Below are 22,304 nucleotides of genomic sequence, written 5' to 3' on the forward strand. Positions count from 1 at the left end.
GCGGTTGGGGACGGGCGCCGCCCTGTTCAAGGTTCAGATGCTGATCCAGCTCGGCTGGATGTGGCTGTTGCCGTCGGCCAGCTGCTCGACGATCGCCAGTTGCAGGCGGGCGCAGAGCTCCGGATCGGACAACGGCTGGTTGTGGGCATCGGTGACGAAGAACACGTCCTCGACCCGCTCGCCGAGGGTGGCAATCTTGGCGTTCTGCAGCGACAGGTCGAAGTCCAGGAAGATCTTGCCGAGCCGTGCCAAGAGGCCGGGGCGGTCCGGGGCGATGATCTCGAGGATGGTCACCGGGCGCAGGGCGTCGTTGTGGATGGTGACCTGCGGCGCGAAGGCGAAGTGCTTGAGCTGGCGCGGTACGCGGCGCTGGATGATGGTCGGGTAGTCGGCCGGATTGCGCAGGGCCTCCACCAGCCCCTGGCGGATCTCGTGGATGCGCGCCGGGTTGTCGCCGATCGAGCCGCCGTCGGCGTCGAGCACGATGTAGGTGTCGAGGGTGAACTGGCTGGTCGAGGTGATGACGCGGGCGTCGTGGATGCTCAGGTTGAGCTGGTCCATGGCGGCCACGGTCACGGCGAAGAAGTCGTGCTGGTCCGGCGCGTAGATGAAGATCTGGGTGGCGCCCTCGAATTCGCGCTGGGTGGTTTCCTTGATCAGCACCAGCGGCCCGCCGCTGCTCGGGTGCTGGAGGATCGCCTCGGTGTGCCAGGCGATGTCGTTGGAGGTGTGGCGCAGGAAGTAGTCGTCGCCCAGCTGCGTCCACAGGTGTTCGGCGTCGTCGGGGTCGGTGCCGCTGCGCACCAGGATGTCCAGCGCGGCGTTCTGCGTCTGGCGGATCTGCTCCTCGCGACCGACCGGCTGCTCCAGGCCGCGGCGCAGGGCGTGCTTGGTCTCAGTGTAGAGCTGGCGCAGCAGGCTGGCCCGCCAGGAGTTCCAGAGCGTCGGGTTGGTGGCGTTGATGTCCGCCACGGTCAGCACGTAGAGGTAGTCCAGGTAGGTCTGGTCGCGGACCTTCTGGGCGAAGTCGAAGATCACCTGCGGGTCGGAGAGGTCCTTGCGCTGCGCGGTGGTGGACATCAGCAGGTGGTTGCGCACCAGCCAGACGACCAGCTGGGTGTCCCCCGCCGGCAACTGATGGCGTTGGCAGAAGGCCAGGGCGTCGGCGGCGCCGAGTTCCGAATGGTCGCCGCCGCGGCCCTTGCCGATGTCGTGGTAGAGCCCGGCTAGATAGACCAGCTCGGGCTTGGGCAGCTTTTCGATCAGCTTGCTGGCCAGCGGGTATTTCTCCGCCAGCTCCGGCCAGAAGAGTTTGCGCAGGTTCTTGATCAGGTTCAGGGTGTGGGCATCAACCGTGTAGATGTGGAACAGGTCGTGCTGCATCTGCCCGACGATGTGGCCGAACTCCGGCAGGTAGCGGCCCAGGATGCCGTAGCGGTTCATGCGCCGCAGGTTGCGGTGGATGCCCTGGCGGCTCTTGAACAGCTCGATGAACAGGCCGGTATTGTGGGGATCGCGGCGGAAGGCGTCGTCGATCAGATAACGGTGATCGCGCAACAAGCGGATGGTGTCGGCGCGCACGCCGCGGAGCTCCGGGTGCCGGGCCAGCAGCACGAAGATCTCCAGGAGGGCAGCAGGGGTTTCCTGGAAGATCTTCTCATGGGTGGCTTCCAGAAAGCCGTCGCGTATCTGGAAGCGTTCGTTCAGCGGCTCGACCCGTCCGGCGCTGTCGTCCGGCAGGATGACTTCCTCGAAGTGCTGGAAGACCAGTTCGGTCAGCTCGGCGATGCCCATCACCACCCGATAGTACTTCTGCATGAAGCGTTCGACCGCGAGCTTGGCGTCGCTGTCCTCGTAGCCGAGCAGGCCGGCGATCTGCCGCTGCAGGTCGAACAGCAGGCGGTCCTCGGCGCGTCCGGCGAGCATGTGCAGGGCGTAGCGCACCTTCCAGAGGAACTCCTGGGAGGCGGCGAGCAGGGTGTATTCGCTTTCCAGCAGGAAGCCCTGGCCGACCATGGCGTGCAGGTTGATGGTGCCGAACTGGCGGCGGGCGATCCAGAGAATGGTCTGGATGTCGCGCAGGCCACCGGGCGAGCCCTTGACGTTGGGCTCGAGGTTGTATTCGGTGTCGTTGTAGCGGGCGTGGCGGGCCTTCTGTTCGTCGCGCTTGGCGAGGAAGAAAGCCCGGCTCGGCCACATCCGCTGCGTGCTGGTGACTTCCAGCATGCGCTCGCGCAGGTGCTCGGGGCCGGCGAGGGTGCGGCTCTCCATCAGGTTGCTGATCACCGTCAGGTCGGCCTGCGCCTCCTCGGCGCATTCGCTCAGCGAGCGCACGCTCTGCCCGACCTCCAGGCCGATGTCCCAGAGCAGGGTCAGAAAGCCCTCGATCGGTTCGCGGAACACCTCGTGATCGGCGCCGTCCATCAGGATCAGCAGGTCGATGTCCGAGTAGGGGTGCAGTTCGCCACGGCCGTAGCCGCCGACGGCGATCAGCGCGATGTCGGCATCCTCGCTCCAGTCGAAACGGTTCCAGGCCAGGGCGAGAATCTGATCGACGAACCAGGCGCGGTCCTCGATCAGCCGGCGGATGTCGCGGCCCTCCCGAAAGCGCGCATCGAGCACTTCCCGGGCGCGCCGCAGCGCCTTCTTGAAGGCGGCGATGGGGCTGGACTTGAGGGCCAGTTCGGCCTGGAACTGCCCGGGGTCGAACAAATCGGGGTCCACCTGCGGCATGGCGTCACCTTTCTACTGCGGTCGGATATTCGGGGGCGTGTGGCTCAGCGCGGCGTGCGGGCGATGGTTTCGTCGCGGCGCAGGGTGAGGATCTCGTAGCCGTCGGCGGTGACCAGCAGGGTGTGCTCCCACTGGGCAGACAGCTTGCGGTCCTTGGTGATGGCCGTCCAGCCGTCGCCGAGCAGGCGGGTTTCCGCGCGGCCCTGGTTGATCATCGGCTCGATGGTGAAGGTCATGCCTTCCTTGAGCTCGAGGCCGGTGCCGGCGCGGCCGTAGTGGAGCACTTGGGGTTCTTCGTGGAACACCGCACCGATGCCGTGGCCGCAGTATTCGCGGACCACCGAGAAGCCGTTCTTCTCGGCATGCTTCTGGATCGCCTCGCCGATGTCGCCCAGGTAGGCGCCCGGGCGTACCAGTTTGATGCCTTTATACAGGCACTCTTGGGTCACCTGGCACAGGCGCTTCGCCCACTCCGGGGTGTCGCCGACCAGGAACATCATGCTGGTGTCGCCGTGGTAGCCGTCCTTGATCACGGTGATGTCGAGGTTGACGATGTCGCCGTCCTTCAGTGGCTTGTCGTTGGGGATGCCGTGGCAGACCACATGATTGACCGACGTGCAGATCGACTTGGGAAAGCCCTTGTAGTTGAGCGGGGCGGGAGTGGCGTGCTGCACCTCGACGATATAGTCGTGACAGATGCGGTCCAGCTCCTCGGTGGTGACGCCCGGCTTGACGTGTTCACCGATCATTTCCAGCACCTCGGCGGCCAGGCGGCCGGCCGTGCGCATTTTCTCGATTTCTTCGGGCGTCTTGATGGTGACGGTCATGCGGATTCTCTCTCGGCGCCTGAGGCGCGGGGCATTCGTTCGGAAGGCGCGATGATAAACCAAATCGCGTGGGCGCCGTGCGGCGAGAGGGGTGGATTGCCGGCCTGTCGGTAGCCTGCAGCCGGCTTTTGTGCTATAAAACGCGCCGCTCGACGGACCTGTCGTTCGCGAGCACCAAACCCCACACACGTATCGGCACGGTATCCTGGGTGCCCGCAAGGGTTGGATATCGGGATGCGTGGAGGCCTAACCCGATTCGATCGAGGAATTGAAATGTCCCAAGTCAACATGCGCGACATGCTGAAGGCTGGCTGCCACTTCGGCCACCAGACCCGTTACTGGAACCCGAAGATGGGCAAGTACATCTTCGGCGCGCGCAACAAGATCCACATCATCAACCTGGAAAAGACCCTGCCGATGTTCAACGAAGCCCTGAGCTTCGTCGAGAAGCTGGCAACGGGCAAGAACAAGATCCTGTTCGTCGGCACCAAGCGTTCTGCCGGCAAGCTGGTCCGCGAGGAGGCTACCCGTTGCGGCATGCCCTACGTCGACCACCGCTGGCTGGGCGGCATGCTGACCAACTACAAGACCATTCGTGCCTCCATCAAGCGCCTGCGCGAGCTGGAAACCCAGTCCCAGGACGGCACCTTTGCCAAGCTGACCAAGAAAGAGGCGCTGATGCGTTCTCGCGATCTGGAAAAGCTGGAGCGCAGCCTGGGCGGCATCAAGGACATGGGCGGCCTGCCGGACGCCATGTTCGTGATCGACGTCGATCATGAGCGCATCGCCATCACCGAAGCCAACAAGCTGGGCATTCCGGTCATCGGCGTGGTCGATACCAACAGCAGCCCCGAAGGTGTTGACTACATCATCCCCGGTAACGACGACGCCATTCGTGCCGTGCAGTTGTACCTGAGCGCTGTGGCCGACTCGGTGCTGAGCGGCCGTCAGAACGCCAGCACCGGCGACGAGTTCGTCGAGGAAGTCGCCGCCTCCGAGGGCGCGGAAGGCTAAGCGCGGGACGCCAGGCGGTACCCGCTGCGCAAGAAGGGGGCTAGGCCCCTTTTTGCCACCTTCATATCTGAAGATTGGAAACGCCCGGTCCAGCGGGCGGAATGGTTGAGAACCTATTCAAGAGGATTGCGAACATGGCAGAGATTACTGCGGCGCTGGTCAAGGAACTGCGCGAACGTACCGGCCAGGGCATGATGGATTGCAAGAAGGCCCTGACAGCCGCCGGTGGCGACATCGAGAAAGCCATCGACGACATGCGTGCCGCCGGTGCGATCAAGGCAGCCAAGAAGGCCGGCAACATCGCTGCCGAGGGCTCCATCGCGGTCAAGGTGGCCGACGACAACAAGGCGGCCGTGATCATCGAAGTCAACTCCCAGACCGACTTCCTGGCCCTGCAGGACGACTTCAAGGCCTTCGTCGCCGCGAGCCTCGAGAAAGCCTTCGCCGACAAGCTGACCGACGCCGCTCCGCTGATCGCGGCCCAGGAATCGGCGCGCGAGGCTCTGGTGGCCAAGTGTGGCGAAAACGTCAACATCCGCCGTCTGACTCGTGTGGAGGGCGACGTGGTGGGCGCCTACCTGCACGGTCACCGCATCGGTGTGCTGGTCACCCTGAAGGGCGGTAACGCCGAGCTGGCTAAGGAGGTCGCCATGCACGTGGCGGCCAGCAACCCGCAGTTCCTGAGCCCGTCCCAGGTGTCCGAGGAAGCGATCGCCAAGGAAAAGGAAATCTTCCTGGCGCTGAATGCCGACAAGATCGCCGGCAAGCCGGAAAACATCGTCGAGAACATGGTCAAAGGCCGCATCAACAAGTTCCTCGCCGAGGCCAGCCTGGTCGAGCAGCCGTTCGTCAAGGACCCGGAAGTCAAGGTCGGCGATCTGGCCAAGAAAGCTGGCGCCGAGATCGTTTCCTTCATCCGCTACGAAGTGGGCGAGGGCATCGAGAAGGCGGAAGTCGACTTCGCTGCCGAAGTGGCTGCCCAGCTGGCTGCTAGCAAGCAATAAGACGGCTTCGACTCCGTTGTCCCGACAAGAGGCTGCCCGCTCGCGCGTGCGGCCTCTTTGTCGACTGGTGGCCTGTGCTTTGCCATCCCGCTGGGCGAGCCTGGTTTCGGGAGGGGGTGGCAATGTGTCATTCGCTGCCGCAGCGCCGGAGTCGATTGTCACAACCAATTCACAGGCAGCCGGGTGATGCAGTCGCTTCGCCGGGTTGTCCGACCGCCGGCCTGCGCCGTTTCCGGTGCAGGGCAACAGCAGGTACGCCTGTCTGTTTCGACTGACTATAGATAAGCCGCAGGAGAGATACGCAATGGCTCAGCAGGTGAGTGGTCGTCAACCGCGCTATAAACGGATTCTGCTCAAGCTAAGCGGCGAAGCTTTGATGGGCTCCGAGGAGTTCGGCATCGATCCCAAGGTGCTGGATCGCATGGCGCTGGAGGTCGGCCAACTGGTCGGCATCGGCGTGCAGGTCGGTCTGGTGATCGGTGGTGGCAACCTGTTCCGTGGCGCCGCCTTGTCTGCCGCCGGCATGGACCGGGTCACGGGCGACCACATGGGGATGTTGGCCACGGTGATGAACGCCCTGGCCATGCGTGATGCCCTGGAGCGCTCCAATATCCCGGCGACCGTCATGTCGGCGATCTCCATGGTCGGCGTGACCGATCATTACGACCGACGCAAGGCCATGCGCCATCTGGTTTCCGGCGAAGTCGTGATCTTTGCTGCAGGAACCGGCAATCCCTTCTTCACCACGGACTCCGCAGCCTGCCTGCGTGCCATCGAAGTCGATGCCGATCTGGTGCTCAAGGCTACCAAGGTCGATGGTGTCTACACGGCCGATCCTTTCAAGGACCCGAACGCCGAGAAGTTCGAGTACCTGACCTACGACGAGGTGCTGGATCGCAAGCTGGGCGTGATGGATCTGACCGCCATTTGTCTGTGTCGCGATCACAAGATGCCGCTGCGCGTCTTCAATATGAACAAACCGGGTGCCCTGCTGAACATCGTGGTCGGCGGTGCCGAAGGAACCCTGATCGAGGAAAGCAAGCATGATCAATGAGATCAAGAAGGACGCGCAGGCGCGCATGAAAAAGAGCCTGGAGTCCTTGGAGCACGCCTTCGCCAAAATTCGCACCGGTCGCGCCCATCCGAGCATTCTGGACGGTGTCATGGTCTCCTACTACGGAGCCGACACGCCGTTGCGCCAAGTAGCCAACGTGGTCGCCGAGGATGCGCGTACCCTGGCGCTGACCGTGTTCGACAAGAGCATGATCCAGGCGGTGGAGAAGGCCATCATGACTTCCGATCTGGGCCTCAACCCGGCGACCGCCGGCACCACCATCCGGGTGCCGATGCCGGCGCTGACCGAAGAAACCCGTAAGGGCTATACCCGCCAGGCGCGTGCCGAGGCGGAGAACGCCCGGGTTGCAGTACGCAACATCCGTCGCGATGCCTTGGCTCAGCTCAAAGATCTGGTCAAGGAGAAGGAAATCAGCGAGGACGACGAGCGTCGGGCGGCCGACGAAGTGCAAAAGCTCACCGACAAGGCCATTGCCGAAGTCGACAAGGCGCTGGAGGCCAAGGAGGCCGACCTGATGGCCGTGTAATGGCGGCCGTTACGGAAAATTTCATGGAAAAATATAAGACCGCTGCTCCTGCCGTGGTGCCACGCCATGTGGCGATCATCATGGATGGCAACAACCGTTGGGCGAAGAAGCGCTTGCTGCCCGGCATCGCCGGGCACAAGGCGGGGGTCGATGCGGTGCGGGCGGTAATCGAGGTGTGTGCCGAAGCCGGGGTCGAAGTGCTGACCCTGTTCGCCTTCTCCAGCGAGAACTGGCAGCGTCCGGCTGCCGAGGTCAGCGCCCTGATGGAACTGTTCTTGGCAGCCTTGCGCCGTGAGGCGAGAAGGCTCAGCGAGAACGGCATCTGCCTGCGCATCATCGGTGATCGCTCGCGCTTCAGTCCGGAGTTGCAGGCCGCCATGCGCGAAGCGGAGTCGCGGACTTCGGGGCAAAAGGGCCTGCTCCTGCAGGTCGCTGCCAACTACGGTGGGCAGTGGGATATCGCTCAGGCCGCGCAGCGCCTGGCGCGCGAGGTGCAGGCCGGCCACCTGCAGCCGGACGACATCACGCCGCAGCTCCTGCAGGGGTGTCTGTCGACCGGTGATCAACCATTGCCGGATCTCTGCATCCGTACTGGCGGGGATCACCGCATCAGCAACTTCCTGCTCTGGCAGCTGGCCTATGCCGAGCTGTATTTCACCGATCTCTATTGGCCGGACTTCAAGCAGGATGCCATGCGCCGGGCGCTGGCCGACTTCGCGTCTCGCCAGCGCCGCTTTGGCAAGACCAGCGAACAGGTGGAAGCAGAGGCGCGGACCTGATGCTCAAGCAACGAATTCTCACTGCGCTGGTGCTGCTGCCTCTCGCCATGGCCGGTTTCTTCCTGCTCGAAGGTGGGGCGTTCGCGCTGTTCATCGGTGCAGTCGTCACCCTGGGCGGCTGGGAGTGGGCGCAGCTTGCCGGTTTTAGCGGGCAGTCGGCACGCGTGGGCTTTGCCGCGTTGGTCGCGGCGCTGCTCGTCCTGCTCTACTGGCTGCCGGCGCTGGCGCCGGGGGTCATGCTGCTCGGTATTCTCTGGTGGTTGCTGGCCGTGCCGTTGGTCCTGAACTATCCACAGAGCGGTCGCCTCTGGGAGGGAGCGGTCCGGCGCCTGGTGATCGGCCTGTTGATCCTCCTGCCGGCGTGGCAGGGCTTGCTGCTGCTCAAGCAGTGGCCGCTTGGCAATCAACTGATTTTGGCAGTGATGGTGCTGGTCTGGACCGCGGACATTGGCGCCTATTTCGTCGGTCGAGCCCTCGGCAGGCGCAAGCTGGCGCCGCAGGTCAGTCCTGGCAAGAGCTGGGAAGGGGTGGCTGGCGGTCTGCTGGCCTGCCTGCTGGTCGCCATGGTTGTCGGGCTGGTCCGTGGCTGGTCGGGAGGCGAGTTCGCGCTGGCGCTCGCCGGCACCGTTCTGGTGGTGCTGATCTCGGTAATCGGCGACCTGACCGAGAGCATGTTCAAGCGCCACGCCGGCCTCAAGGACAGCAGCAATCTGCTGCCCGGGCATGGCGGTGTGCTGGATCGCATCGACAGCCTGACTGCAGCCATTCCCATGTTCGTCGTCATGCTCTGGATCGCCGGTTGGGGGGCATCTTGAATCCGCAACAGATAACCGTGCTGGGTGCCACCGGCTCCATCGGCCTGAGCACCCTGGACGTGATCGCCCGTCATCCCGAACGTTATCGGGCCTTTGCGCTGACGGGGTTCGCCCGGCTAGATGAGCTGAAAACTCTTTGTCTGCGTTTTCGTCCCCGCTATGCCGTGGTACCCGAGTTGGGGGCGGCACGGCGGCTTGGGGACGAGCTACGCGCGGCCGGCCTGGCTACCCGGGTATTGGTCGGCGGCGAAGGGCTTTGCGAAGTGGCGGCCCATCCCGAAGTGGATGCGGTGATGGCGGCCATCGTCGGTGCTGCCGGATTGCGTCCCACGCTGGCAGCTGTGGAGGCGGGCAAGAAGGTCCTGCTGGCCAACAAGGAGGCGCTGGTGATGTCCGGTGCCCTGTTCATGCAGGCGGTGCGCCGCAGTGGCGCGCAGTTGCTGCCGATCGACAGCGAGCACAATGCAATCTTTCAGTGTCTGCCCGATGGCTACGGCCGGGGCCTGGCGTCAGTCGGGGTGCGGCGTATCCTGCTGACCGCTTCCGGTGGGCCGTTCCGCGAAACCCCGGCGGCCGAGCTGGCCGCAGTGACACCCGCTCAGGCCTGTGCACACCCCAACTGGTCCATGGGGCGGAAGATTTCCGTGGACTCGGCCAGCATGATGAACAAGGGGCTAGAGCTGATCGAGGCCTGTTGGCTGTTCGATGCGCGTCCCGCTCAGGTCGAGGTGGTGGTTCATCCGCAGAGCGTGATCCATTCGTTGGTTGATTATGTCGATGGCTCGGTGCTGGCGCAGCTGGGCAATCCGGATATGCGTACGCCGATCGCCCACGCCCTGGCCTGGCCTGAGCGTATCGATTCCGGTGTTGCCCCGCTGGACCTGTTCGGCATCGCGCGTCTGGATTTCCAGGCACCCGACGAAGCGCGCTTTCCCTGTCTGCGTTTGGCTCGGCAGGCGGCCGAGGTCGGTGGCAGCGCACCGGCCATGCTCAACGCGGCCAACGAAGTGGCTGTGGCGGCCTTTCTCGACGGACGTGTCCGCTTTCCGGAAATCGCGAGTATCATCGGGGAGGTCCTGCAGGGCGAGCCAGTTGTCACCATCGATGATCTCGAAGCGGTGCTGCTTGCCGATGGCCAGGCGCGTGCGCGAGCCGAGAACTGGCTGCGGCATCACAATCGCTGAGGCTGGGCCGTAGTGATGGGCCGGTCGCAGGATCCTTCCGTCGTGCCATGCCGGGGCTGGCCGGTCAGTAACAACGGTGAGGCATCCTCACTACTCGCGAGGATATGCGGGCGCGTGATGAAGGGGCGAGTCTATCCCTGTCGGTGAGGGGCAATGGGGCGATTCGCCAACCTGTCTTGGCGTCCACACCGGGACTTGAGTCCGGCGGCTAGGATCGCTGGATCCGGAGGAGTTCAATGAGCGCTCTATACATGATCGTCGGCACCCTGGTAGCGCTCGGGGTGCTGGTCACCTTCCATGAGTTCGGCCATTTCTGGGTCGCCCGTCGCTGCGGAGTCAGGGTGCTGCGCTTTTCCATCGGTTTCGGCACGCCCTTGCTGCGCTGGCATGATCGGCAAGGTACCGAATTCATGATCGCCGCGGTCCCCTTGGGGGATATGTCAAGATGCTCGACGAGCGGGAGGGCGAAGTCCCGCCGGGGATGCTCGACCAGGCATTCAATCGGCAGAGTGTCGTCCGGCGCATCGCCATCGTTGCGGCTGGCCCTATCGCCAATTTTCTCTTGGCTCTGCTGTTCTTCTGGGTACTGGCCATGCTCGGCAGCCAGCAGCTGCGTCCGGTGATCGGGGCCGTGGATGCGGGTAGTCCGGCGGCGCTTGCGGGGCTGCAGGTCGGCGAGGAGGTTCTCGCAGTAGATGGCGAGGAGACGGCCGACTGGGCGGCTGTCAACCTGCAGATGGTGCGTCGTCTGGGTGAGACCGGCACGCTCGAGATCACCGTTCGCGAGGCGGGCTCCAGCGTGAATACCCAGCGCCAACTGGTGCTCAAGGATTGGCTGAAAGATGTCGAGGAGCCCGATCCGATTGCCGGTCTCGGGATTCGCCCGTGGCGTCCCGCGCTACCGCCGGTCCTGGCCCGGCTCGATCCGAAGGGCCCGGCACAGGCGGCGGGTCTGCAGGCGGGCGACCGTCTGCTGGCGCTCGATGGACGGGCGTTGGACGATTGGCAGCAGGTGGTCGATCAGGTGCGTGCCCGTCCCGGTTCACGCGTTGTCTTCCTGATCGACAGGATGGGGCAGCGGGTCGAGTTGCCAGTCGGGCTAGCAGTGCGTGGCGAGGGTGATGCGCGCAGTGGCTATCTTGGGGCCGGTGTGGAGGCTGTCGAATGGCCTCCGGAAATGGTTCGTGAGGTGCGTCACGGCCCCTGGAAGCAGTCGGCGAAGCAGTCCGGCGCACCTGGAGCATGAGCGTTCTCACCCTTGATTCCCTGAGAAAAATGCTCTTTGGCGAGCTCTCGGTAAAAAACTTGAGCGGGCCGATAACCATTGCTAAAGTGGCGGGCGCTTCAGCCCAGTCAGGGGTGGGAGACTTCCTAAATTTTCTCGCCTATCTGAGCATAAGCTTGGGGGTGCTCAATTTGCTGCCGATACCGGTGCTCGATGGCGGGCATCTGCTTTTCTATTTCGTCGAGTGGGTCCGGGGGCCCCTTGTCGGAACGAGTCCAGGCGTGGGGAATGCAGATTGGGATCAGCCTTGTCGTTGGGGTCATGCTGCTGGCTCTGGTCAATGACCTGAGTCGCTTGTGACGCATTGCCGAGTTTCGAAACTGCCGCGTTTCGCGGCAGTTTCTTTATTGTCAGTTGAAAAAGAAAGGACTTCATGAAACGCCTGCTGCTGCCTGCGGTCCTCGCCGCCTTGATGACCGCTGAGGTTCACGCCGAGTCCTTCACCATCACCGATATCCGTGTTAATGGTCTGCAGAGGGTTTCCGCCGGCAGCGTATTCAGTGCCCTACCGCTCAGCGTTGGTGATCAGATAGATGATCGGCGTCTCGTGGAGGGTACGCGCGCGCTCTTTAAGACTGGCTTCTTTCAGGATATCCAGCTTGGCCGTGATGGCAATGTTCTAGTCATCACCGTCGTCGAGCGGCCTTCGATTTCCAGTATCGAGCTGGAAGGCAACAAGGCCATTAAGTCGGAAGACCTGCTGAATGGCTTGAAGCAGTCCGGCCTTGCCGAAGGCGAGATTTTTCAGCGGGCTACGTTAGAAGGAGTGCGCAACGAGTTGCAGCGCCAGTACGTCGCCCAGGGCCGTTATTCGGCCTCGATTGAGGCCGAGGTGGTACCGCAGCCGCGCAACCGGGTAGCGCTGAAGATCAAGATCAACGAGGGTTCGGTCGCCGCCATCCAGCATATCAACGTGGTGGGCAACACCGTCTTTCCGGACGAGACCTTGCTCGGTCTGTTCGAGTTGAAGACCACCAATCTGTTGTCCTTCTTTCGCAACGACGACAAATATGCTCGCGAGAAGCTGTCCGGTGACCTAGAGCGTCTGCGCTCTTACTACCTGGACCGCGGTTACATCAATATGGATATCGCCTCTACCCAGGTATCCATCACTCCGGACAAGCGGCACGTCTATATCACGGTCAATATCGACGAGGGCGAAAAATATAGCGTTCGTGACGTCAAGCTCACCGGCGACCTGAGGGTCCCGGAAGAGGAGGTCGAGTCCCTGCTGCTGGTCAAGGAAGGCCAAGTGTTTTCTCGCAAGGTGATGACCAGTAGCTCCGAGCTGATCACTCGGCGTCTGGGCAACGAGGGTTATACCTTCGCCAACGTCAATGCCGTACCGGAGCCGCACGACGAGGACAAGACGGTTTCCATCACCTTTGTGGTCGATCCTGGCAAGCGGGCTTACGTTAATCGAATCAACTTCCGTGGTAACACCAAGACCGAGGACGAAGTACTGCGTCGCGAGATGCGCCAGATGGAAGGCGGTTGGGCCTCGACCTACCTTATCGACCAGTCCAAGACCCGCCTGGAGCGATTGGGCTTCTTCAAGGAGGTCAGTGTCCAGACGCCACAAGTACCGGGTACCGACGACCAGGTCGATGTGAACTTCACGGTGGAGGAGCAGGCTTCTGGCTCCGTTACCGCCAGTGTCGGCTTTGCCCAGAATGCCGGTTTGGTACTGGGCGGTTCGATCAGTCAGAACAACTTTCTCGGCAGCGGTAACAAGGTCACCATTGGCCTGACCCGCAGCGAATACCAGTCCAACTACAACTTCGGTTTTGTCGACCCCTACTGGACCGAGGATGGTATCAGCCTCGGTTACAACGTGTTCCTTCGCACCACCGATTACAGTGATCTGAATGTGGATTACTCCAGCTATTCGGTGGATAGTTTCGGTAGCGGCATCAATATCGGTTATCCGATCAGTGAAACCGCACGCTTGAGTTTCGGTCTCACTGCTCAGCAGGACACTATCGATACCGGCACTTACACAGTTGATGAAATCTTCGATTTTCTCGACGAAGAGGGTGACAATTACCTGAATTTCAAGGCCTCGGCGGGCTGGTCGGAGTCGACCCTGAACCGTGGGGTGATGCCCACGCGTGGTGCCTCCCAAAGCCTGGTGTTCGAGAGCACGCTGCCTGGCAGCGACCTGTCGTTCTACAAGGTCGACTACAACGCCCAGTTGTTCAAGGCGCTGACCGACGACTACACCCTGCGCTTCCATACTCAATTGGGTTATGGTGATAGCTTCGGCTCCACTACCAAGATGCCCTTCTATGAGCACTATTATGCCGGTGGCTTCTCCTCGGTTCGGGGCTTCAAGGACAACACCTTAGGGGCGCGCAGTACGCCAAGTCGGGGTGAGGCGGTAACCGGAAACAAAGGCACTGAGGCTGATCCGGATCAGGACGAGCAACCATTCGGTGGCAACGTATTGGTCGCTGGCGGTGTCGAGATGATGTTCCCAATGCCGTTCGTCAAGGACCAACGTTCGCTGCGTACCTCTCTGTTTTGGGATGTGGGCAACGTGTTCGATACCAATTGCAGCTCCTCGCAGAAGGATCGCAACGATGAGAGTTGCGATATCGACCCCAGCAACATGGCCAGCTCCGTGGGGTTGGGTGTGACCTGGGTCAGCGGCTTTGGGCCGTTGAGCTTCAGCCTGGCCGTGCCGGTCACGAAGCCGGAGGACGCCGAAACCCAGGTCTTCCAGTTCTCAATGGGGCAGAACTTCTAACGAGTCTGCCCCCATCATGTAAATGCTGCAAAGCGGGAGTTCATCGTGCGCAAGTTGACTCAATGGGTTTTGTTCTGTGCTGCCTTTCTGGCAACACCGGCCTTCGCGGAAATGAAGATTGCCGTGCTCAATTATCAGATGGCCCTGCTTGAGTCCGATGCGGCGAAGAAATATGCCGTGGATGCAGAGAAGAAATTCGGTCCGCAGTTGAACAAGCTGAAGACTCTGGAGAGCGATGCCAAGCGCATCCAGGACCGTCTGGTGAAGGAGGGCGAGAAGATGCAGACTGCTGAGCGTGAGCGTCTCGAGCTCGAGTTCAAGCAGAAGGCGCGCGACTTCCAGTTTCAATCCAAGGAGCTGAACGAGGCCAAGGCGGTTGCCGATCGCGAAATGCTCAAGCAGCTCAAGCCCAAACTGGATCAAGCGGTCGAAGAAGTCATCAAGAAAGGAAGCTACGACCTGGTGCTCGAGCAAGGCTCCGTGGTCGAAGTCAAGCCTCAATATGACATCACTCGTCAAGTCATCGAGCGCATGAACCAGATGCGCTGATCATGAATACCCCTGCATTCACGCTCGGCGAGTTGGCCGGACGCCTTGGCGCCACGTTGCGCGGCGCTGCGGACAAAGCCGTTCGCGGACTTGCCTCCCTCGAGGAGGCCGGTCCCGAACACCTGAGCTTTCTCGCCAATCCGAAGTACCGCAAGCATCTGGAGAGCACCCGCGCCGGAGCTCTGCTGCTGACCCCAGCGGACGCTGAGTCCTATAGAGGGGATGCGCTGCTGCTGGCCAATCCCTATTTGGCCTATGCGCAGCTTTCACATCTGTTCGATCCGAAGCCGGTCGCATCAGTCGGAGTACATGCTACCGCCCTGATCGCGCCGGATGCCAATGTGCATCCCACCGCTAGTATCGGTGCCTATGCAGTGATCGAGTCCGGAGCGCAGATCGAGGCGGGAGCCACGGTCGGTGCGCATTGCTTCATCGGTGCCCGCAGCGTGATCGGCGCGGGCGGCTGGCTAGCACCACGGGTCACGCTCTATCACGACGTGCGGATCGGCAAACGGGTGGTCATACAGTCCGGGGCGGTGATCGGCGGCGAGGGGTTCGGTTTTGCCAACGAGAAGGGTACTTGGCACAAGATTGCCCAGATTGGCGGGGTTTCCATCGGCGATGATGTGGAAATTGGCGCCAATACTACCATCGATCGCGGCGCGCTGGCCGACACCCTGATCGGCAACGGTGTCAAGCTGGATAACCAGATCATGATCGCACACAACGTACAGGTCGGTGATCACACCGCCATGGCCGGTTGTGTCGGCATTTCCGGCAGCACCAAGATCGGCAAGCACTGCATGATTGCCGGCGGTGTCGGCATGGTGGGGCATATCGAGGTGTGCGATGGAGTTTTCGTCACCGGAATGACTATGGTCACCCGTTCGATTCACGAGCCGGGCGCCTACTCTTCCGGCACGGCTATGCAGCCAGCCGCGGAGTGGAAGAAGAGCGTCGCCCGCATCCGCCAACTCGATGATCTGGCGCGGCGCCTGCAACAGATGGAAAAGCGCCTGACGAGCGTGACCTCCGACGGAGATGCTACATCAGAGGCTGACCCACTTTGATGTGCGTCCCCAACTTTACCTACAGGCTTTCCTGGAAATGATGGACATTAACGAGATTCGCGAATACCTGCCGCACCGCTATCCTTTCCTTCTGGTTGATCGGGTGGTGGACCTTGATGTTGAAGGCCAGCGCATTCGCGCCTACAAGAATGTCAGCATCAATGAGCCGTTTTTCAATGGCCATTTTCCCTTGCATCCAATCATGCCGGGTGTACTGATCATCGAGGCAATGGCTCAGGCCGCCGGCATCCTGGGTTTCAAGATGCTCGACGTGAAGCCCGCTGATGGCACGATCTATTACTTCGTCGGTTCAGACAAGATGCGCTTCCGCCAGCCGGTGATGCCAGGGGACCAATTGATTCTCGAGGCTAAATTCCTCAGCGCCAAGCGCAGCATCTGGAAGTTCGAATGCCAAGCCATGGTGGACGACAAGCAGGTCTGCTCGGGCGAAATCATTTGTGCGGAACGTAAGCTATGAGTTTGATCGATCCTCGCGCCATCATCGACCCGACCGCCACTCTGGCGCCCGACGTACGCATTGGTCCTTGGACCTTGATCGGGCCGCATGTGCATATCGGCGAAGGCACTGAGATCGGTCCCCATGTGATCGTCAAGGGGCCGACCTGGATCGGCCGACACAACAAGATCTTCCAGTTTTCGACCATCGGCGAGGACACTCCTGACCTGAAATACAAGGGTGAGCCGACCCGGCTGGTTATCGGTGACCACAATGTGATCCGCGAGGGGGTCACTATCCATCGTGGGACCGTCCAGGACCGTTCGGAAACCACCATCGGCGACCATAACCTGATCATGGCCTATGTGCATATCGGCCATGACAGCGTGATGGGCAGTCACTGCATCCTGGTCAACAACGCCTCCCTGGCCGGCCATGTGCATGTGGGCGACTGGGCGATCCTCTCCGGCTATACCCTGATCCATCAGCATTGTCAGATCGGTGCACACAGTTTCGTCGGTATGGGGAGCGGTGTATCCAAGGATGTGCCGGCCTTCGTCACTGTTCTGGGCAGTCCGGCCCAGGCCCGCAGCATGAACTTCGAAGGCATGCGTCGGCGCGGTTTCACGCCCGAGGCCATGAACGCACTGCGCCGGGCCTACAAGGTCGTCTATCGTCAGGGACTGACGGTGGAGCAGGCGCTGGTGGAGCTGGAGGAGGCGGCCAGGCAATTCCCCGAGGTAGCGATCTTCCGCGACTCCGTCCGTGCTTCCACGCGCGGTATCACCCGCTGAGATGGCCAAGGTACTGCGCGTCGCCCTGGTGGCCGGAGAGGCTTCGGGCGACATCCTGGGCGCCAGCCTGATTCAGGCCTTGAAGGCGGCTCGCCCGGATATCGAGTTTATCGGCGTCGGCGGCCCGCGCATGGAGGCAGAGGGCCTGCAATCATATTTCCCCATGGAGCGCCTGTCCGTCATGGGGCTGTTCGAGGTGCTCGGTCGTCTCCCCGAACTGCTGCTGCGCCGTCGGCGCCTGATTCGCAGTCTGATCGAGGCCAAGCCTGACGTATACATCGGGATCGATGCGCCGGATTTCAATCTGGGGATCGAGCTCAGGTTGCGGCATGCCGGCATCCGCACCGTGCACTATGTCAGTCCATCGGTATGGGCTTGGCGCCAGAAGCGGGTGTTGAAGATTCGCCAGGCCTGCGACCTCATGCTCACCCTATTTCCGTTCGAGGCGCAGTTTTACGAGACACATGACGTGCCGGTGCGTTTCGTCGGTCATCCGCTGGCCGATCAGGTTCCCCTGCAGATCGATCGCGAGGCCGCCCGTACCGCGCTGGACCTGACCGACGGGGAGACCATCATCGCCTTGATGCCGGGCAGCCGTGGTGGCGAACTGGCCCGTCTCGGCCCGCTGTTTCTCGAAACCGCCGAGCATCTGCTGGCGCTGCACTCCGGGGCCCTGCGCTTCGTGGTGCCCTGCGCCAGTCCCGAGCGGCGTCGACAACTCGAGGAGATGCTCAGCCACACCCGGCGCGATCTGCCGGTGATGCTGCTCGACGGGCGCTCCCACGAGGCGCTCGGCGCCTGCGATGCGGTGCTCATCGCTTCCGGTACGGCGACGCTGGAGGCCCTGCTGTGCAAGCGCCCGATGGTCGTGGCCTATCGCTTGGCGCCGCTGACCTACAAGGTCGCAAGGCGCCTGGTGAAGACGCCGTTCTTCTCCCTGCCCAATCTGCTCGCCGGTCGGGCGCTGGTGCCCGAGCTGTTGCAGGATCGCGCGACTCCCGAGGCGCTGGCCGGGGCCTTGCTGCCGCTGCTGGAGATGGGCCGGGAGCAGACCGACTGCTTCGATACCATCCATCGCGCGTTGCGCCGGGACGCCTCGCGCCAGGCGGCAGAAGCGGTGCTCGAGCTGGCGGAGCGTGCCCGATGCAATTAGGTCTGGATTTCGGACGGGTTGAGGCGCTGGTCGCCGGTGTTGACGAGGTCGGCCGTGGTCCGCTCTGCGGGGCGGTGGTCACCGCTGCGGTGATTCTCGATCCGGGCCGCCCGATTCTAGGGCTGAATGACTCGAAAAAGCTTTCCGAGGCACGTCGAGAAGCCTTGTTCGAGGAAATCCGTGAGAAGGCACTGGCCTGGTGCATCGCCCGCGCCGAAGTGGTGGAGATTGACCGGCTGAACATCCTTCAAGCGACTCTGTTGGCCATGCAGCGTGCCGTGGAGGGGCTTACCGTGACGCCCCGTTTGGCACTGATCGACGGCAACCGCTGTCCGAAGCTGGCGGTCCCCTGTGCGCCGGTAGTCAAGGGCGACGCCCAGGTCCCGGCCATCGCCGCGGCTTCGATCCTCGCCAAGGTCACCCGGGACCGGGAAATGCTCGCCCTGGATGCTCTCTATCCCGGCTATGGGCTGGCCAAGCACAAAGGCTATCCCACAGCTATGCACCTGGAGGCTCTAGCACGCTTGGGGCCAAGCGTCATCCATCGGCGCTCCTTCGCACCGGTGCGCGAACTGCTCGAGGCCGCTGCCGGCCCGGGCGTCCATTCCGACGTCCTGCGCTCCTGAGCGAACGCCCGCGGCGAGCGGTTGCCCATAGACGATTACACTTCCGCCGTTTCCCTGTCAGTCAAGGTCTGCCATGTCCGTTTCCTTCGTCCACCTGCGCGTGCACACCGAGTTCTCCCTGGTCGACGGCCTGGTGCGGGTCAAACCGCTGATCAAGGCGGTGGCCGGGGCGGGGATGCCGGCGGTGGCGGTCACCGACCAGAGCAACATGTGCTCGCTGGTGAAGTTCTACAAGACAGCCATGGGCGCCGGGGTCAAGCCGATCTGCGGCGCCGACCTCTGGCTCGCCAGCCCCGAGACCGACGGCCCGCTGTCGCGTCTGACCCTGCTAGCGATGGATGCCAAGGGCTACCGCAACCTCACCGAGCTGGTTTCACGGGGCTGGACCGAGGGCCAGCACGGCGATGGCCTGGTGATCATCCAGCGCGACTGGGTGAAGGAGGCCGCCGAAGGCTTGATCGCCCTGTCCGGCGCCCGGGAAGGGGAGATCGGTCTGGCGCTGCTCAATGGCCATGCCGACGCGGCCGCGGCGCTGCTCAAGGAGTGGCTGACAGTATTCCCCGAGCGCTTCTATCTGGAGGTGCAGCGCACCGGCCGCATCGGCGACGAGGAGTACTTGCATGCCGCCGTCGGGCTGGCCGAGCGCTGCGGCGCCCCGCTGGTGGCCACCAACGACGTGCGTTTTCTCAAGCAGGAGGACTTCGAGGCCCACGAGACCCGCGTCTGCATCGGCGAAGGGCGCGTCCTCGGCGATTCGCGGCGACCGCGCAACTATTCCGACCAGCAGTACCTGAAAACGCCAGCGGAAATGTGGGAGCTGTTTTCCGACCTGCCCGAGGCGCTGGAAAACAGCGTGGAGATCGCCCGGCGCTGCAACATCGAGGTGCGTCTGGGCAAGTACTTCCTGCCCAATTTCCCGGTGCCGGCCGGCATGACCATCGACGACTACCTGCGCCAGGTGGCCTACGAGGGGCTGGAGGAGCGCCTGGCGGTGCTCTGGCCGAAGGCGACCACGCCCAACTACGAGGAAAAGCGCCAGATCTACGTCGACCGCCTGGAGTTCGAGCTAGGCACCATCATCCAGATGGGTTTTCCCGGCTACTTCCTGATCGTGATGGACTTCATCAAGTGGGCGAAGAACAACGGCGTCCCGGTCGGCCCCGGCCGCGGCTCCGGCGCAGGCAGTCTGGTGGCCTATGTGCTGAAGATCACCGACCTCGATCCCCTGGCCTACGATCTGCTGTTCGAACGCTTTCTCAATCCCGAGCGGATCTCCATGCCCGACTTCGATGTCGACTTCTGCATGGACGGCCGTGACCGGGTCATCGACTACGTGGCCGAAACCTACGGACGCAATGCGGTGAGCCAGATCATCACCTTCGGCTCGATGGCAGCCAAGGCGGTGGTGCGCGATGTGGCACGGGTGCAGGGTAAGTCCTACGGGCTGGCCGACCGCCTGTCGAAGATGATTCCCTTCGAGGTCGGCATGACCTTGGAGAAGGCCTACGAACAGGAGGAGATGCTCCGCGAATTCCTCAGGGGCGACGAGGAGGCCCAGGAGATCTGGGACATGGCCCTGAAGCTGGAGGGCATCACCCGCGGCACCGGCAAGCACGCCGGCGGCGTGGTGATCGCGCCGACCAAGCTCACCGATTTTGCCCCATCGCCTGCGACGAGGATGGCGGCGGCCTGGTCACCCAGTTCGACAAGGACGACGTGGAGGCCGCCGGCCTGGTCAAGTTCGACTTCCTCGGTCTGCGCACCCTGACCATCATCAAATGGGCGATGGAGACCATCAACCGCGAACAGGCGAAGAAAGGCCTGGAGCCGGTGAACATCGACTTCATCCCGCTGGACGACAAGGCGACCTACGCGCTCCTGCAGAAGGCCGAGACCACCGCGGTGTTCCAGCTGGAATCCCGTGGCATGAAAGAGCTGATCAAGAAGCTCAAGCCCGACAATATCGAAGACATGATCGCGCTGGTGGCGCTGTTCCGGCCGGGCCCGCTGCAGTCGGGCATGGTGGACGACTTCATCAACCGCAAGCACGGACGTGCGGAGCTTTCCTACCCGCATCCCGATTACCAGTATGCGGGCCTGGAGCCGGTTCTGAAGCCTACCTACGGCATCATCCTGTATCAGGAGCAGGTGATGCAGATCGCCCAGGTGATGGCCGGCTATACCCTGGGTGGTGCGGACATGCTGCGCCGCGCCATGGGCAAGAAGAAGCCCGAGGAAATGGCCAAGCAGCGCGGAGGTTTCATCGAGGGTTGTGCGGAGAACGGCATCGATGCCGAGCTGGCGGGTAACATCTTCGATCTGGTGGAAAAGTTCGCCGGCTATGGCTTCAACAAGTCGCACTCGGCCGCCTACGGCCTGGTTTCCTACCAGACCGCCTGGCTGAAGACCCACTACCCGGCGCCCTTCATGGCCGCGGTGCTGTCGGCAGACATGCACAACACCGACAAGGTGGTGACCCTGATCGAGGAATGTCGCAGCATGAAACTGCGCATCGTCGCACCGGACGTGAACAACTCCGAGTTCATGTTCACCGTCGACGATGAAGGGCACATCGTCTACGGTCTGGGGGCGATCAAAGGGGTCGGCGAAGGGCCGGTAGAGGCCATCGTCGAGTGTCGCGCCGCGGGCGGCCCGTTCAAGGATCTGTTCGACTTCTGCGCACGGGTCGATCTCAAGCGGATCAACAAGCGCACCCTCGAGGCGCTGATCCGCGGCGGTGCCTTGGATCGCCTGGGACCGTACTTTTCCGACGAGCCCAGGGCCTACCAGGCGAACCTCGACCGCAACCGGGCGGTTCTGCTGGCTGCCGTGGAGGAGGCCGTGCAGGCCGCCGAGCAGACTGCGCGCAGCGCCGACAGCGGCCATTTGGATCTGTTCGGCGGGCTGTTCGCCGAGCCCGAGGCCGACGTCTACGCCAACCATCGTCATGCCCGCGAGCTGTCGCTCAAGGAGCGCCTGAAGGGCGAGAAGGACACCCTGGGCCTCTACCTGACCGGTCACCCGATCGACGAGTACGAAGGCGAGATCCGCCGTTTCGCTCGCCAGCGCATCGTCGAGCTTCGTCCAGCGCGGGAAACCCAGACGGTTGCCGGACTGATCGTCAACCTGCGGGTGATGAAGAACAAGAAGGGCGACAAGATGGGCTTCATCACCCTCGACGACCGCTCCGGGCGCATTGAGGCTTCGCTGTTTGCCGATGCCTTCGCTGGCGCTCAGGCGCTGCTGCAGACCGATGCTCTGGTGGTGGTGGAGGGCGAAGTCAGTAACGATGACTTCTCCGGCGGTCTGCGCCTGCGCGCCAAGCGGGTGATGAGTCTGGAGGAGGCGCGCACCGGGCTGGCCGAGAGCCTGCGGCTGCGGGTCGCCAGCGAGGCACTGGCCGGCGATCGCCTGCACTGGCTGGCAGAGCTCTGCCGTCGCCATCGTGGCGCCTGTCCCATCACTCTGGACTACACCGGGCGTGAGGCGCGCGCCCTGCTGCAGTTCGGCGAGGCATGGCGGATCGATCCGGCGGACAGCCTGATCCAAGCCCTGCGTGACCAGTTCGGCAAGGACAACGTCTTTCTGCACTACCGCTGAGACGAACGCCGGCGGAATCATCGTGCGCGGGGATCGTTCCGGACTGCTCCGATCCTCGACGCCA

16 protein-coding genes and 2 pseudogenes are annotated in these 22,304 nt (G+C 62.8%); 16 read left to right on the forward strand and 2 right to left on the reverse strand.

The genetic code is table 11. The annotated features are described in order from the left end of the window. Window positions 1–33 precede the first annotated feature (33 nt). On the reverse strand, window positions 34–2,733 hold the full coding sequence (locus Atro_RS18935) for a [protein-PII] uridylyltransferase (RefSeq protein ID WP_497924753.1): 2,700 nt from the start codon (window positions 2,731–2,733) through the stop codon (window positions 34–36). A 44-nt stretch (window positions 2,734–2,777) separates the two neighbouring features. Beyond that, on the reverse strand, window positions 2,778–3,749 hold the full coding sequence (map, locus tag Atro_RS18940; RefSeq protein ID WP_497924755.1) for a type I methionyl aminopeptidase: 972 nt from the start codon (window positions 3,747–3,749) through the stop codon (window positions 2,778–2,780). 84 nt (window positions 3,750–3,833) lie between these two features. Between map and rpsB the strand changes: the two genes are divergently transcribed. From rpsB to dnaE, 16 genes and pseudogenes are all read left to right on the forward strand, one after another. Next, complete coding sequence (gene rpsB, locus Atro_RS18945; protein ID WP_497924757.1) at window positions 3,834–4,574, forward strand: 30S ribosomal protein S2; 741 nt, start codon at window positions 3,834–3,836, stop codon at window positions 4,572–4,574. A 134-nt stretch (window positions 4,575–4,708) separates the two neighbouring features. Next, complete coding sequence (gene tsf, locus Atro_RS18950; RefSeq protein WP_497924758.1) at window positions 4,709–5,578, forward strand: translation elongation factor Ts; 870 nt, start codon at window positions 4,709–4,711, stop codon at window positions 5,576–5,578. A 304-nt stretch (window positions 5,579–5,882) separates the two neighbouring features. Next, the gene (pyrH, locus tag Atro_RS18955) at window positions 5,883–6,632 is read left to right on the forward strand and encodes a UMP kinase (protein WP_131301327.1); all 750 of its coding nucleotides are present in this window, start codon (window positions 5,883–5,885) and stop codon (window positions 6,630–6,632) included. Then, window positions 6,622–7,179, forward strand: coding sequence for a ribosome recycling factor (gene frr, locus Atro_RS18960; protein ID WP_152388966.1), 558 nt, complete (start codon window positions 6,622–6,624; stop codon window positions 7,177–7,179). The genes pyrH and frr overlap by 11 nt, the downstream gene beginning before the upstream one ends. 23 nt (window positions 7,180–7,202) lie before the next feature. After that, window positions 7,203–7,958 (forward strand): polyprenyl diphosphate synthase, encoded by a 756-nt coding sequence (uppS, locus tag Atro_RS18965; RefSeq protein ID WP_497924760.1) that lies wholly within the window; start codon window positions 7,203–7,205, stop codon window positions 7,956–7,958. Further along, complete coding sequence (locus Atro_RS18970; RefSeq protein WP_497924761.1) at window positions 7,958–8,773, forward strand: phosphatidate cytidylyltransferase; 816 nt, start codon at window positions 7,958–7,960, stop codon at window positions 8,771–8,773. Before uppS ends, Atro_RS18970 begins: the two co-directional genes overlap by 1 nt. Further along, on the forward strand, window positions 8,767–9,957 hold the full coding sequence (gene ispC / locus Atro_RS18975; protein ID WP_497927711.1) for a 1-deoxy-D-xylulose-5-phosphate reductoisomerase: 1,191 nt from the start codon (window positions 8,767–8,769) through the stop codon (window positions 9,955–9,957). The genes Atro_RS18970 and ispC overlap by 7 nt, the downstream gene beginning before the upstream one ends. Before the next feature lie 236 nt (window positions 9,958–10,193). Continuing rightward, window positions 10,194–11,542: pseudogene (rseP, locus tag Atro_RS18980) on the forward strand (sigma E protease regulator RseP). 73 nt (window positions 11,543–11,615) lie between these two features. Further along, window positions 11,616–13,991 (forward strand): outer membrane protein assembly factor BamA, encoded by a 2,376-nt coding sequence (gene bamA / locus Atro_RS18985; protein ID WP_497924762.1) that lies wholly within the window; start codon window positions 11,616–11,618, stop codon window positions 13,989–13,991. Between the two features lie 45 nt (window positions 13,992–14,036). Further along, the gene (locus Atro_RS18990; RefSeq protein ID WP_497924764.1) at window positions 14,037–14,540 is read left to right on the forward strand and encodes an OmpH/Skp family outer membrane protein; all 504 of its coding nucleotides are present in this window, start codon (window positions 14,037–14,039) and stop codon (window positions 14,538–14,540) included. A gap of 2 nt (window positions 14,541–14,542) precedes the next feature. Beyond that, entirely contained in the window at window positions 14,543–15,610 is a 1,068-nt protein-coding gene (lpxD, locus tag Atro_RS18995; RefSeq protein ID WP_497924766.1) for a UDP-3-O-(3-hydroxymyristoyl)glucosamine N-acyltransferase, read from the forward strand. Window positions 15,611–15,647: 37 nt separating this feature from the next. Beyond that, window positions 15,648–16,088 carry a 3-hydroxyacyl-ACP dehydratase FabZ gene (gene fabZ / locus Atro_RS19000; RefSeq protein ID WP_497924768.1) on the forward strand — a complete coding sequence of 147 codons (441 nt, stop codon included), beginning with the start codon at window positions 15,648–15,650 and terminating at the stop codon, window positions 16,086–16,088. Further along, window positions 16,085–16,861, forward strand: coding sequence for an acyl-ACP--UDP-N-acetylglucosamine O-acyltransferase (gene lpxA, locus Atro_RS19005; protein ID WP_497924770.1), 777 nt, complete (start codon window positions 16,085–16,087; stop codon window positions 16,859–16,861). Before fabZ ends, lpxA begins: the two co-directional genes overlap by 4 nt. Window position 16,862: 1 nt before the next feature. Further along, window positions 16,863–18,014, forward strand: coding sequence for a lipid-A-disaccharide synthase (lpxB, locus tag Atro_RS19010; protein ID WP_497924772.1), 1,152 nt, complete (start codon window positions 16,863–16,865; stop codon window positions 18,012–18,014). Continuing rightward, on the forward strand, window positions 18,005–18,640 hold the full coding sequence (gene rnhB, locus Atro_RS19015) for a ribonuclease HII (protein ID WP_497924774.1): 636 nt from the start codon (window positions 18,005–18,007) through the stop codon (window positions 18,638–18,640). The genes lpxB and rnhB overlap by 10 nt, the downstream gene beginning before the upstream one ends. A 73-nt stretch (window positions 18,641–18,713) precedes the next feature. Beyond that, window positions 18,714–22,240 (forward strand): annotated as a pseudogene (gene dnaE / locus Atro_RS19020) (DNA polymerase III subunit alpha). The last annotated feature ends 64 nt before the right edge of the window (window positions 22,241–22,304 follow it).

It is taken from the genome of Azotobacter tropicalis, assembly GCF_059739045.1.

What these genes read in the sequence shown, in the direction of transcription:
- rnhB (WP_497924774.1), top strand. Translation starts at nt 18,005, where the DNA reads ATGCAATTAGGTCTGGATTTCGGACGGGTTGAGGCGCTGGTCGCCGGT.
- Atro_RS18935 (WP_497924753.1), bottom strand. Translation starts at nt 2,733, where the DNA reads ATGCCGCAGGTGGACCCCGATTTGTTCGACCCCGGGCAGTTCCAGGCC.
- lpxB (WP_497924772.1), top strand. Translation starts at nt 16,863, where the DNA reads ATGGCCAAGGTACTGCGCGTCGCCCTGGTGGCCGGAGAGGCTTCGGGC.
- frr (WP_152388966.1), top strand. Translation starts at nt 6,622, where the DNA reads ATGATCAATGAGATCAAGAAGGACGCGCAGGCGCGCATGAAAAAGAGC.
- lpxD (WP_497924766.1), top strand. Translation starts at nt 14,543, where the DNA reads ATGAATACCCCTGCATTCACGCTCGGCGAGTTGGCCGGACGCCTTGGC.
- bamA (WP_497924762.1), top strand. Translation starts at nt 11,616, where the DNA reads ATGAAACGCCTGCTGCTGCCTGCGGTCCTCGCCGCCTTGATGACCGCT.
- rpsB (WP_497924757.1), top strand. Translation starts at nt 3,834, where the DNA reads ATGTCCCAAGTCAACATGCGCGACATGCTGAAGGCTGGCTGCCACTTC.
- pyrH (WP_131301327.1), top strand. Translation starts at nt 5,883, where the DNA reads ATGGCTCAGCAGGTGAGTGGTCGTCAACCGCGCTATAAACGGATTCTG.
- lpxA (WP_497924770.1), top strand. Translation starts at nt 16,085, where the DNA reads ATGAGTTTGATCGATCCTCGCGCCATCATCGACCCGACCGCCACTCTG.
- Atro_RS18970 (WP_497924761.1), top strand. Translation starts at nt 7,958, where the DNA reads ATGCTCAAGCAACGAATTCTCACTGCGCTGGTGCTGCTGCCTCTCGCC.
- uppS (WP_497924760.1), top strand. Translation starts at nt 7,203, where the DNA reads ATGGAAAAATATAAGACCGCTGCTCCTGCCGTGGTGCCACGCCATGTG.
- tsf (WP_497924758.1), top strand. Translation starts at nt 4,709, where the DNA reads ATGGCAGAGATTACTGCGGCGCTGGTCAAGGAACTGCGCGAACGTACC.
- fabZ (WP_497924768.1), top strand. Translation starts at nt 15,648, where the DNA reads ATGATGGACATTAACGAGATTCGCGAATACCTGCCGCACCGCTATCCT.